The following is a 12,292-nucleotide window of genomic DNA, read 5'->3' on the forward strand; positions in this document are numbered from 1 at the left end:
TCAGCTCTGAAGATTCATGAAGAGGACAAGGGAATTGTATCCGATCTCATCTACCATGAAATCCTTTACGTTATCCTCAGGGATCATGGTGAAACGGATTCCCTGGGGTTCAAGGCTGTAGAGGAAACTTATCCCCTGCTCAGGACCTGCTCCCTGAAACCTGAAAGTCGCTGCACCTGTGTAATCCCGCATCAGCTTCGGGGAGATATACCGGTCAAAGCGGATACTTCCTGTATCACCGAAACCTGCCTTGATCGTACCAGGAACGAGGCGTTCTTTTCCGGTCCAGTTAAAAGACCCGTCGGGAAAAATCTCGATGGTTCCATAGGCGCTGCTCATGAAGCGCTCACCCATTTCGACAATCTGCTGAAGGGCCTCTTCACGGCGGAGTTTTTCCTTTTCTATTATCTCTTCCAGATCAGGAATTGCGATAAAACGTGCGGTGATCTCTTCTGGTCCGTTCTGGAACTGGGCAAGTATCGAGGAAACCGGTGGGGCAGGGTTTTCCAGTGTTACATAGACATTGCTGTCCGTTAGATAGAAACGGTTGGTACCGGCTTCTTCAATTCCGGAGAATTCTCTGGAAAGCCGGTATTTTGAAGAGACTATGGTAACGACTCCCTGCTCTCTGTCGGGGAAAAACCCGAATTCGGGATTCAGCACCTGCAAAGCCGGAGTTCCCCGGCGGATAAGGTGAACAAAGCGTTCAGGATAATAGGAACGGGTGAAAAAATCATCCACCCGGGGATCTACATTCTGTACAGACAGCACTGCTTCCCGTTCACCTTCCTGGTACACAGTGAGTTCTTTATCGAAGCAGTAGCCCTGTGTGCCATCCCGGGTGAGAACCTTGTACCAGAATCCCAGGTATTCGCCTACCTGGACCTCTTCCGTGGCTTTTGAGAGGACTTTCAACTCCTCATGCTGCCGGAGGCGGTAGACCCGGTCGCTCAGGGCATCAGGTTCGGAACGCACCGGAAGTCCAACCCTGGATGAGAGGGCCATGGTATTCGCAAAGGGCCTGTAATTCTCGGCTGCCCTGCGCGCCTCATTTTCGTTATTGTAGTAATCGACCCTCCAGCGTTTGAGACTGAGATTTTCTTCAGATCTGGGGTCTTCAATTATGTATGATTCTTCTATATTGGATTCACTTATAATCCTGACAACATCGGCACTCTCAAGAGAACTGCCTTCCGGAGGCCAGAGGATAACACCATAGCCGATTCCGCCGGAGGTGCAGGAGAGAAGCAGAAGGATGAAAATGACCAGAACACTTGCTGACGAATAGATTTTACCGACTCGCATAGCTTTGAATAGACCATATATACCGGGATAAGTCAATAATTCCCGGATCATCTGCCCGGACTGCGGGCTGAACAGGAAATGCTTAATCGCCAATCACGAAGGCGATTTTTCCCTGCTGCAGGATTTCCCCGGCCCGGGGAGAATTAAGAAGGGAGAGGGCATCGGAGCGTGGAATAACGGGATCCGAAGGGGCAATGCCAAAGAGACCCCTTGCGACGATTCGCAGGGGACTTGGGCCTACGCGATCCTCCAGTTCCACGGAAGACAGTGATCTGAAGTATCCAACCGGTCCCCGCTCAAGGAGAGTCTCCCGGTCCATCATTTCCGGTTCAAACACGATATTCATCTCTGTATCCCAAATACGGGGAAAAAGAACCGGGACAAGATTCGAATCTCCCTCTTCACCGAAGACGGGATACGTATCCTGGGCGTATATAAGAACGCCCGTGTAATTTGCGCTTGGTGCATGAAATAGACCGGGGGGCGGTGTGTATCCTCTGGAATGATCAAGGAATACTGCAGCCAGATCCGGAAACAGGGCTAATCGGAAGGTGAAGGTCAGCTCGCCGAATTCCCGGGAAAAACTGCTGGAGACAGGCTCTATTTTGGTAAGCGCGTCGAGTAAATCGGAAATCCTGCGGGGATTGCGGCTGATCCACTCCTCGAGGGAGAGGGATGATGAAATACGCAGATCCCCGGCAGCGGATATAAACCGCTCTCCCAGATTACTGAAGGTTTCACGCCTCAGTCGGGACCGCTCTTCCGGAGAGAAATCGTCCACCCTGTGTACGACGGAGAGTCCTATAATCCCGTTCTGCCAGTCGACATCGACCCGGGACCCCGGATCCGGAAAGATGTTTACCGCACATATAACAAGAGCCGCAATAAGCGGAAAAACTCTTTTCACCGCTTCTCCTCCGGTGCAGACTTCCCCAGGGGAACCTTGAGTACCATCCCCGGATGAATCAGGGAGTTGAGACTGAGCTGATTATTGTAAGCCAGTTCAGCGGCGCTGGTGTTATAGCGGCGACCGATGCTGCTGAGGGTGTCCCCGGGCTGAACTTTGTATTGAGTAACGGTGTTATACTGCACAATACCGGCGTTGTCTTCTGGTCCTGCATAGGGCGGCATAGGTGCCGCAAGGGGGATGATCACTTCCGAGCCGATCATCAGGCGCCGGGGATCCAGCCGGGGATTGAACTCAAGCAGAAGATCCGTGGAAACTCCGTAATGTCTGCTCAGAGCGTACAATGTATCTCCCTGCTGTATTGTATAGGTATCAAGATCCATTAATGCCAGTTCCTCATCGTTCAGGGCCCTTGTAATACTATCGGCGTATTCCTGTGGAACTTTCAGTCTGTACCCCTTTATCTGCGGGGGTGTTACAGGCTGGTTCAACTCCTGGTTGGCTTCCGCAAGAATTCGAAGGGGAATATCCGCGGCTTCAGCCAGCCGGCTCAGGTGGACCGGACCGCTGACTTCCACACGGGTCCACAGATGGTCTTCCCACTGGAGAGGAAGCCGGTAGCGGCCGGGATAGGAGGCAAAACGGCTGACGGCGAGAAAACGCGGAACATAGGATACTGTTTCTGCAGGAAGATACCCGTTCCGTGCAAGGGTCCAGAAATCCCGGGTCCCGGCAGCCTCAAGCGCCCGCTGCATGCAGCCGAGGCCGCAGTTATAGGCTCCTATGGCCAGGAGCCAGTCTCCGAGCACGTCATAATTCGACTTGAGTTTCTCCAGGGCTCCAGTGGTGGACTTCCAGAAGTCCCGTCGTTCATCCAGCCACCTGTTCACCTGGATATCGTAAGGATGGATGCTGTTCAGCATGAACTGCCAGAGTCCGGAAGCTCCTGAACGGGAAAGCGCCGAAGGTATAAAGGCGGATTCTATAATCGGCAGATAGGCCAGTTCCCAGGGGAGACCCATCTGGCGAATTTTCGAGTGGATGAAGGGCAGGTAGGGTTCGCCCCGCCGCAGAACCCGATCAAGATACTCCTGACCGGTTTTTCCGGAATAGTGAAGATAGTGGGCCTTTACCTCCGGAATATCTTCGAAATCCGATACATTGAGGGATTGAAAAGCCGGTCCCTTGTGGCCCTGTCTGGTAGGGAGGGGAGCGCCCTCTCTATTGAGTAAGTCAGACGGCGGGTGGGTTTCGTAACTCAGCATAATTTTCGAAGCACCCTTCCAATGCTCGACCCGTGCAGGCAGAGGACCGGAATACAGATGAAAGGTCATGCAGAGCAGGATACAAAGAGTTACATTGCCTCCGGAGAGGCGGCTTTTATCCATCACTGCTCCCGGCGAAGGGTTTTTCTCCAAAGTAAATTCCCGCCCATTCCCATTGACCATGAATTTCGGGATCCGCGGGGAAGTTAACCCGCCTGAAATAGAGGTACCAGGTTTTAATCCGGTAGGACCAGCCCCAGGTCCTTAAATATGCCTCCCTGCTGTTGGACCCCTCATCCAGCTCCCGGGAGTAGTAGACATTACCCTTGAGAAAGATGCCGATGTCCGCCAGAAAGTCGATATTTGCCTCGGTCTCTTCTTCTTCCCAGGAAAGGGCGAAAAAATTGACCTTGGCCATATACTGACGCAGCCTGCGGGGGTCCTCCCGCCAGATGGCAGCTTTTATGTTGTTCACCAGACGATCCAGATCGGCCATGGTCCAGTCCTTGTCCCTTCGATCGTAGAAGGTAATCATGGAAGTAATGTCTTTATGGGCTTCCGGTTTACCGGGAATGCTCGTTTCGGGATACAGCAGAAACTGCTTGTAGGCCTGGATTGCCAGTTCCCATTCGCCGACTTCCTCGTAGGTTTTTCCCAGAAAATAGTAGGCCTCGCCCATATCTATTTCGCCGGAGAAACGGGCGATCAGTTCCTTGTAGTACTGAATGCGTACCTCCGGATCTTCCACCAGATTAATGAGGCTTTTCAGACAGAGATAATGTACCGAGCTGTCCCGGACCAGCAGGTCCGAGTAGTTTTTCAGGATACGTTCGTAATAGTGTACGGCGAAGGGAAATGCCTTGCTGTCCCGGTAGTTCTCCGCAATGACGAGAAGATAATAGGCGTTGAAAGGGTCCTGGGGGTTTTTCTCCACATAGGTGGAAAGAAGAAGGTTCAGCTGTTCCACCGCTTCCCGCTGATAAAGCTGCTTGATTATCTCGTTGAGCAGAATGAACCGGGCTTCAAAGCGCTGGTTCTCAGAATCCCGCAGCTGGATTAAAAGATCCGCCAGCTCCTCTTTCTGTTCCCTGCTGCCCTTGAGAAAGTAGGAGAGTTCTCCGTACTTCAGGGAATCGATCAGGGAACACTGAGTAGAAGAGAGGACGAGGGTGATAATCATCACCACGAAAAAAGCCGTTACGCCTATGCGCTTTCTCATATATGAATCAGATACTACCAGACCTGTATGGACTTGACAATATTGGCCCGAGGTAAGGAGCTCTGCTTACTTGTCCGGCGGACGTATATTTGATAATCTGATAATCGCTGAACAGCGATTATTGTGTACCAGGAGAGGATATGGCGCAAAGTATTACCAAAACCGGAGATAAACTGATTGTTCCCGACCAGCCGATAATTCCCTATATTGAAGGTGATGGAATAGGTCCGGATATCTGGGCGGCTTCAGTTCGCGTCTTCGACGCCGCAGTGGCGAAAGCCTACGGCGGAAGCAGAAAGGTCGCCTGGAAAGAGGTGCTGGCGGGTCAGAAAGCCTTCGATGTCACCGGCAACTGGCTGCCCGTGGAAACCGAAAATGCTTTCCGTGAATACCTGGTCGGAATAAAGGGCCCTTTGACCACCCCGGTCGGCGGGGGCTTCAGGAGTCTTAACGTTACCCTGCGTCAGCACCTTGACCTTTTCGTATGTCAGCGGCCTGTCAAATATTATTCCGGAATACCGTCACCTGTAAAAAAACCGGAACAGATTGACATGGTGGTTTTTCGGGAAAACACCGAAGATGTCTACGCCGGTTTCGAGAGTCCCATGGGGGATGAAAAAACCGCCAGGCTGATAGAATTCCTCAATCATGAAATGGGCTGGCAGATCCGGGAAGATTCCGGTGTGGGAATCAAACCCATCAGTGTTTCCGGCACAAAAAGACTGGTCCGGGCGGCCATACAGTACGCCATTGATCATAAGCGGAAAAGCGTAACCCTGGTTCACAAGGGAAACATCATGAAATACACCGAGGGAGCCTTCCGGGAATGGGGATATGCCCTTGCCGGAGAGGAGTTCAGCGATTCCGTGGTCTCCTGGGACGACTGCAGAGGAGATGTCCCGGATGGGAAAATCCTTATCAAGGATGTTATCGCCGACGCTTTTCTCCAGCAGATTCTTACCAGACCCGCCGAATACGATGTTATCGCCACCATGAACCTGAACGGTGACTACGTTTCCGACGCCCTGGCGGCCCAGGTCGGAGGAATCGGTATAGCCCCCGGTGCGAATATCAACTACGACAATGGAATCGCGGTTTTTGAAGCCACCCATGGGACGGCTCCGAAGTATGCCGGCAAAGATATGGTGAATCCCTCCTCGGTGATTCTGTCCGGCAGCATGATGTTCGAATACATGGGATGGCAGGAGGTGGCTGACCTCATCGAAAAAGGAATGACCGGTGCTATTTTGCAGAAGAGGGTAACCTACGATTTTGCCCGGCTGATGGAGGGCTCAACAAAGGTTTCCACCAGTGATTTCGGCAACGCGATTATCGAAAACATGGGATAAGCAGATATGAAAAAAGGGAGGGTACGGGTTCCGCACAAACTTTTACTGGGAAGCGTCTTCTTTTTTCTGGTGGGCATCGGTCTGCTGCTGGTTACCACCGGACTGCTTCCCCGTTACGAAGATCTCTGGCCCATCCCTCTTACCCTTCTGGGTTTGCTGTTCATCTATCTGGTGCGGGTCAACAGTGCTCCTCCCGGATACATAGTACCGGGTATTCTCTTCTCCCTGGGAGGTCTGCTCCTTACCCTGAAGAGCCTGTTAATGCCCGATCTGACCATGGAAAGAATATGGCCCCTCTTCATGACCTTCGCAGGCGTTTCCCTGGCCATCTACGGCAGAGGATTCAAAGGCAGTTTCAGGGTTAAAATACTTGTTCCCGCTGTTGTCATGATAATCCTCTCCCTGTTGTTTCTGCCGTTCAGTCTTGAACTCGTCAGGGAGAATTTTTCTTCCGTCGTAACAGTCTGGTGGCCGCTTCTCTTCATTTTTCTGAGTCTGGGACTTTTCGGAGAATACCTGCGCAAGAAGAAAAAATGACCATACTTCGGCGATTCATGCGTATTCTGATCCTGCTGACAGTTGTTCTGCTTCTTTCCGGATGTTTTTCCACTCCGGAAAATCCTGATGAACCCGTCGCACCGCCTCAGATCAACAGAAACCAGGGTTTCGTGGTCGATGCCTTTCGGTCCCTGGCCAATGGATCTCCCGGGTCGTTGCGGGAAGCCTACAGGATTCTGGATGAGGCCGAAGGCCTGTCGGATTATGCCATGGATCTTAAATACTTAAGCAGCTGGCTCTACAACAGCCTCTATTCTTCCCTGCCTGAGAATCTGCCGGATCTTGAAGCTGTACCGAACAGTTATTTTTCATCCATCGTCGATGACATTGAAAACGGTGTATACCCGGTTACCAGGATCGAGGAGAGCAGTTACCTCTTTTTCATTCTTCCTCCCATGTCTGTCCTGTATACTGAATCAGATGACACTCTGGAGATAGCCTTCGAATCCCTCACGGTCGGTCATGATCTGAATCCGGAGGGTACGCTCCCGCTCTATCTTCTCGGATACGTGGAAGAACGCAGGGGTAATTACGACGAGGCTGTTACCCGGTACATCAGCGCTCTCCAGCAGTCCCGGGAGTGTTACCCCGCTGCCTACGGCATGGTACGGATATACATTGAAGAAGGACGCTACGAAGATGCGGAGCTTATACTCTCCGAGGCGGCGGAACTGGTTCAGCCTGATGCCGAATATCTCTATCTGCGCGGCCGGGTTTATCTGGGAACACAACGTTTTACCCTTGCCCGTGAGAATTTTGAGAAAGCCCGGGAGCTTCTGGGCGAGGATCCCAGACTTCTCATGGGTACTGCCCGGGCGCTTTTTTCACTGAACGAGCCTGAGGAGGCTCTGGAAACAGTGCGGCGAGCCCGCAGACGCGGAGCAGGAACGGTGGAAACTGCCCTGCTGGAAGCGAATATTCTGCGCTCCCTGGAACAGAGAATCAAGGCATTATCGATTGTTGAACAGGCCCAGGAGCTGTTTCCTGACAACCAGAGGCTCAAGGACCTGAAAGCCCAGCTCCTGCTGGAAACCGGCCGCAGCGAAGAGAGTCGTCTTCTTCTGGAGGACGTCAGTTCCCAGGGGTATGCGGAAACCCTGGAGCGGGATGTTCTGCTTATGAAGAGTGCCATTAACGCATCCCTCTGGCGGGAGGCGCTGATCTATTTCCAGCATGCCAGTGAGCAGTCCAGGGATCAGGAGATCCTGAATCTGGGAGCAGTTATTTACATGAACACCGGAGAAGCCGGGAAGGCACTGGAACTCTATCAGGAATTGAACAACCGGGATCCGCAAAATCCTGAGTATCCCCTGAGGGCCATGGAACTCTCCCGGGAAGAAAACAACCGGGAGCTTGCAGCTGCCATGATAGAGCGCCTCAGGACGATGGAACTGAACGCCATGCAAAAAAGCAGGCTGAAGGTGGGGGAGGCTTTTCTCGTGGCTGGTACTCCGGAGGAGCGGAAAATCCTGGAAGAAGCGCTTTTTCTTGATGTCCGCAACGAAGAGGCATTGCTGGGGCTCGCGGAATATCACCTGCGCAGGGGAGACAGGCGCAGGGCGGACCTGTATCTGCGCCAGCTGGAACGAATGTCCGGACTTGATCAGAAAACCCTGGACCGGATTCTCATACTCAAGGAGGAGCTATATTGAAGCTGAAACGTGCTGCTCTGCTGTGCCTGTTCGGAGCCTCATTTCTGTATGCCGATAATCCCGATTACGCAGCCTGGATCGGAATGGACCCTGCCGGATCCCACGCTGTATTCGGTCCGCCGAGCCACATTTACGTGCACCGGGGAGAACGCGCTGAGGAAGACAACGTGGTATTCTATCGGGACGGTATCTACCTTTTCTGGTTCGAAAACCGCATATGGCAGATCCGGGCGGACAGAAACTCCGGCGCTGCTCTGGCTGGTATCGGTATAGGGGACACCAGGGACAGGGTAATCGCTATGCTCGGTGAAGCCCTCTATACAGAAGCTGACGGAAGCCTCTATTTCGAGATTTCCCGGAGAAGCTATCCCCTGCGTCTCAGGGTAGTCCTTGACTCCGGCGATACCGTGGAAGATCTCTATCTTTACCGGGGAGACTACTGATGATCTGTCTCTCCCTTACCCGTGAAACCCTTGCTGAAAATCTTAAGGAAATAGAAAGGTATAAAAAGTATCTGCAGCTCTGCGAGCTGCGGGGAGATTGTCTCACAGAATGGGATACCGAAGCACTTCGGGATTTTCCCCGACAGGCCGGAGTACCTCTGATCCTGACCCTTCGCAGAGCCGGTGACGGTGGTAACTGGAGGACTTCGGAAGAAGAACGCTGTTCAAGATTTATGGAGCTCCTTTCATCCGGTTATGCCTGGGTGGATCTTGAGCATGTTTCTGCAACCGAATCAGTTGCCCGTGCAGCCCGGAAAAAGGGCATCCGGATTATCCGTTCCTTTCATGATACCCGGGGAGTCCCCGAAGATCTGCCGGAACGTTTCAGGGAATTGCCTGAAAGGGAAGGAGAGATTCCCCGTATTGTAACGACTCCCCGTTCTGTTGCCGACCTTCGGATCATTCTGCAGACCCTGAGGGAGACTTCGGGACCCGGAATTATCCAGGCCATGGGGGAGTGGGGGTTCCCCGCAAGGATACTCTCCGGCCTTTACGGTTCGTATTTTACTCTGGTGTCCCCGGAAAAATCCCCGGATGATCCGGTGCCTCTCTCTCCTGAATCCCTGGAAAAGTTATACCGATACAGTACCCTCTCCTCGTCTACCTCGATATTCGGGATAATAGGGAACCCCGTGCTCCACAGCCGTTCTCCCCTGATCCACAACTCCGGATACGCAAAGCAGTCCCTGGATGCTGTGTACCTGCCTTTCAAGGTCGATGATGTGGGAGAATTCTTCTCCCTGGCAGAGGAGCTTTCCATCCAGGGCTTCTCGGTAACCATTCCCCACAAATCTGAAGTAATCCCCAGACTTGTCCAGACCTCGGATGAGGTCGCAGCCATCGGCGCCTGCAATACCGTTGTACGAAGCTCCTGCGGCTTCAAGGGATACAATACTGATGTAAGGGGATTCATGCTGCCCTTGAAAAAGCTCTGCGTTGCCGGGTTCCCGAAGCGGGCGGTCGTTATAGGAGCCGGAGGAGCCGCCCGGGCTGTTGTCTACGGATTAAAAGAGGCCGGAACGGAGATCCTGATTGTCAACCGGACAGAGTCAAAAGCCCTGGACCTGGCGAGGGAGTTTAAATGCCGCGGCGCCGCACTGTCTCCCGGGATATACAGTGAGATGGCGGAATACGCCGAGCTTGTGGTTCAGACTTCCGCTGCGGGCATGCATCCTCTTGAGGAGATTGATCCTGTTTCGGGATATCCCTGGACTGGAAAGGAGATCGCCTACGATCTGATTTACATCCCCGAAAAGACCCGTTTCCTGTCCGCAGCGGAAAATGCGGGGTGTCGGATACTGAACGGAGCTCCCATGCTGCAGGCACAGGGAGAGGCGCAGTATAAACTTTTTACCGGCACCGAGTATCCCCGGTAAAGCCGCTCTTCAGGGCAGCTCTAAAAACTACTCTTTTGCCCATATCCTGCGTCGTCAGGATTTCCCGCGCTCCTCAGCTCTTGTTAAGAGCTTGCGGGCGCTACAAAATCTTCACTCCTTGACTATGCTAAAAAATACCACGTTTTTAAAGCCGCCCTCAATAAAACACCGAGCGTCGGCGTTTGCGTATTCTGCTGGCCCGCCGAATCTTGAAGGTATGTTCTATCTCTTCCGGCAGAAGAAGAGCAGTCAGGCTGGGATCCCCCGGGTCCTTGGTCAAACTTAAGGGATACACCAGGGCGCTTCCGTCGGGAATCTCGGGAGATTCAATCTCCAGAAGGTCTTCCCGGTTGTCCAGGACATCCTCGATGATTCTGAGCTTGGCATGAAAATCGATTCCCCGCGCCTCTATGCGTCCGATCCGGCAGACCTCGGGGCTCAACTGACGGGGGAAAATCAGCAGTTTTCTGGCAACCTTGGCTTCCAGCTCACGACGCTGTTCCTGAGTGAGCTCAAGACTGTTCAGGTGAGCAATAAGCTCTTTCTGTATACGCCGGGACTCCTTATCGGCATCCATGACGATCTTTCCTGTCTCTTCCGGTTCAGGGGCTGTTCTGGTGGAGATGGAGGGGATATCTGGAAGCCTGGGGGTGTAATCAAAAATTCCCTCCGCGTCTGCCTGGGAGAGAAGGTTCCGCACTTCTCCGGGGTCAGAGTAACCCAGGGCCCTCCACTTGGTGATGAAGGGACTCAGTTTTTCCGGTCTGACAAAATAGACTCCCGGCGCAAGGGTCAGCAGGATCATGGAGCTGAACTCCTTTTGTATGACGGTAACCAGCTCCGGTACAACCTTGATAACCGTGCCCGTGGCTATTTCGATCTGCTGAACCCGTTCCATCCAGCCCTGAAGGGTTATCACCACGTTCTGAGGGGTTTTCCCCTCACAGGCCTCTTCAAGCAGACCGGGGATATCCGTATCTTCTCCGCAGGTCCGCAGGGATTCGATAAAATGCTGTTGCTCGATCTCAAAATGAGAAACCCTGTCGTAACGTTTAAGCCTGCAGTAGAGGGCGGCAAAAAGGCGTGCCGCTGCCGAGGCTCCGGGGGGAAGAAGGACCTCAAAACTGGGTTGCAGAATCATGGGCATCGTTTCTGCTGCCTTCGTAGAATTCGCAGATACAGCGAATCGGACAAAGCCGTCATCCTCCTCCATATAACCGGCCATAATCAGACGGTCAAAGGACTGGGATATCCTCTTCGGGGTAAAACGCTGATCTTCCCGGGAAAGCTCGGCGCTCAGGAGTTTAATCAAAGGCTCCCGTTCATAACCCAGATGGCCGGAGGTGTTTTTCCTGAGGGCATTGATTATGGTATGTCCTGCCGCGAAAGCCCTTCGGGGAGGAGATTCCCGCCAGCCCCCTGCGGTCAACCCGGCAAGAAAAACAGTAAACCGTTCCTTCCCGGGAAGAGAGATGAATTTTTTCAGCTGTTCCGGATACACCGAAAAGCGGTCTCCCCTGTCATGGATGATCCCCAGATAGACGAGGCTTTCCAGGCAGAGCATGAATCGGGCATCGTCACCGCTCCCGGGAAAGAGATCGATGAAACTGCTGCGTACACTCTTCTTGAGCTCGCCGCTCTGCTTGCATGGGGAGGAGTTATCCTGCAGAAATGAGAGAAAAGCTATCATCATCTCTTCGGTAAACCATGCTTCTCCGGTCCTTTCCGGGAAGGCTTTGACTGAAATTGTCTCCTCCGTACGCTGTTCCAGCTCTTCCTCCAGGACGGGATTCACGAAATAAAAGCCGGATTCGTCCCGGTAGATAATGAGTCGCTCCTGGAGGTTTTCCATCAGGCTTTTAAACCGCAGTTCGCTGTAGCTGTCATGAAAATAGCGGTACAGATGATCAAAGTCCGATCCCCCGGAGCGAAGTATAAAAGCCGTTACAGCGCTTTCATCATCATTCAGGAGGGCAAGAATCCGTGATCTGGTCTCCGGATTCAGGAGAAACTTCTCAATGCTGTTGATTATGGAAGGTTTGTGATAAGGGGTCTGCACTTTGCCCAGGTGGTTCTTGATCAGTTCAAAAAATGGTTCATCTTCGAGGGTAAGGAGTGTGCGTTTCCAGTCATCTACTGAGGGCATCTGAACATCCTA

The 12,292-nt window shown here is 52.8% G+C and carries 10 protein-coding genes; 5 read left to right on the plus strand and 5 right to left on the minus strand.

Translation table 11 applies throughout. The features are described from left to right. From B4O97_RS14710 to B4O97_RS14725, 4 genes are all read right to left on the minus strand, one after another. Positions 1 to 1,305, minus strand: coding sequence for an SH3 domain-containing protein (locus B4O97_RS14710; protein WP_083051947.1), 1,305 nt, complete (start codon positions 1,303 to 1,305; stop codon positions 1 to 3). Between the two features lie 82 nt (positions 1,306 to 1,387). Beyond that, complete coding sequence (locus B4O97_RS14715; protein ID WP_083051948.1) at positions 1,388 to 2,212, minus strand: hypothetical protein; 825 nt, start codon at positions 2,210 to 2,212, stop codon at positions 1,388 to 1,390. Then, complete coding sequence (locus tag B4O97_RS14720) at positions 2,209 to 3,600, minus strand: LysM peptidoglycan-binding domain-containing protein (protein ID WP_158084321.1); 1,392 nt, start codon at positions 3,598 to 3,600, stop codon at positions 2,209 to 2,211. The genes B4O97_RS14715 and B4O97_RS14720 overlap by 4 nt, the downstream gene beginning before the upstream one ends. Next, positions 3,593 to 4,696: a tetratricopeptide repeat protein gene (locus B4O97_RS14725; RefSeq protein ID WP_083051951.1), complete on the minus strand. Its 1,104-nt coding sequence runs from the start codon at positions 4,694 to 4,696 to the stop codon at positions 3,593 to 3,595. The genes B4O97_RS14720 and B4O97_RS14725 overlap by 8 nt, the downstream gene beginning before the upstream one ends. Positions 4,697 to 4,836: 140 nt before the next feature. On the opposite strand from B4O97_RS14725, the gene icd reads away from it, so the two are divergent. Genes icd through aroE form a run of 5 tightly spaced genes read left to right on the plus strand, consistent with a single transcriptional unit; the run spans position 4,837 to position 10,134 of the window. After that, complete coding sequence (gene icd, locus B4O97_RS14730) at positions 4,837 to 6,045, plus strand: NADP-dependent isocitrate dehydrogenase (protein ID WP_083051953.1); 1,209 nt, start codon at positions 4,837 to 4,839, stop codon at positions 6,043 to 6,045. Between the two features lie 6 nt (positions 6,046 to 6,051). Further along, the gene (locus B4O97_RS14735; protein ID WP_083051955.1) at positions 6,052 to 6,582 is read left to right on the plus strand and encodes a hypothetical protein; all 531 of its coding nucleotides are present in this window, start codon (positions 6,052 to 6,054) and stop codon (positions 6,580 to 6,582) included. Further along, a complete protein-coding gene (locus B4O97_RS14740; RefSeq protein ID WP_083051956.1) occupies positions 6,579 to 8,255 on the plus strand; it encodes a tetratricopeptide repeat protein in 1,677 nt (558 codons plus the stop codon). Before B4O97_RS14735 ends, B4O97_RS14740 begins: the two co-directional genes overlap by 4 nt. Beyond that, the gene (locus B4O97_RS14745) at positions 8,252 to 8,698 is read left to right on the plus strand and encodes a hypothetical protein (RefSeq protein WP_083051958.1); all 447 of its coding nucleotides are present in this window, start codon (positions 8,252 to 8,254) and stop codon (positions 8,696 to 8,698) included. Before B4O97_RS14740 ends, B4O97_RS14745 begins: the two co-directional genes overlap by 4 nt. Next, positions 8,698 to 10,134, plus strand: a complete 1,437-nt coding sequence (gene aroE / locus B4O97_RS14750) for a shikimate dehydrogenase (RefSeq protein ID WP_083051959.1) — start codon at positions 8,698 to 8,700, stop codon at positions 10,132 to 10,134. Before B4O97_RS14745 ends, aroE begins: the two co-directional genes overlap by 1 nt. A 157-nt stretch (positions 10,135 to 10,291) precedes the next feature. On the opposite strand, the gene B4O97_RS14755 is transcribed toward aroE, so the two are convergent. Beyond that, positions 10,292 to 12,280, minus strand: a complete 1,989-nt coding sequence (locus B4O97_RS14755) for a hypothetical protein (protein WP_083051961.1) — start codon at positions 12,278 to 12,280, stop codon at positions 10,292 to 10,294. Positions 12,281 to 12,292 lie beyond the last annotated feature (12 nt).

It is taken from the genome of Marispirochaeta aestuarii (assembly GCF_002087085.1).
GTDB lineage: Bacteria > Spirochaetota > Spirochaetia > JC444 > Marispirochaetaceae > Marispirochaeta > Marispirochaeta aestuarii.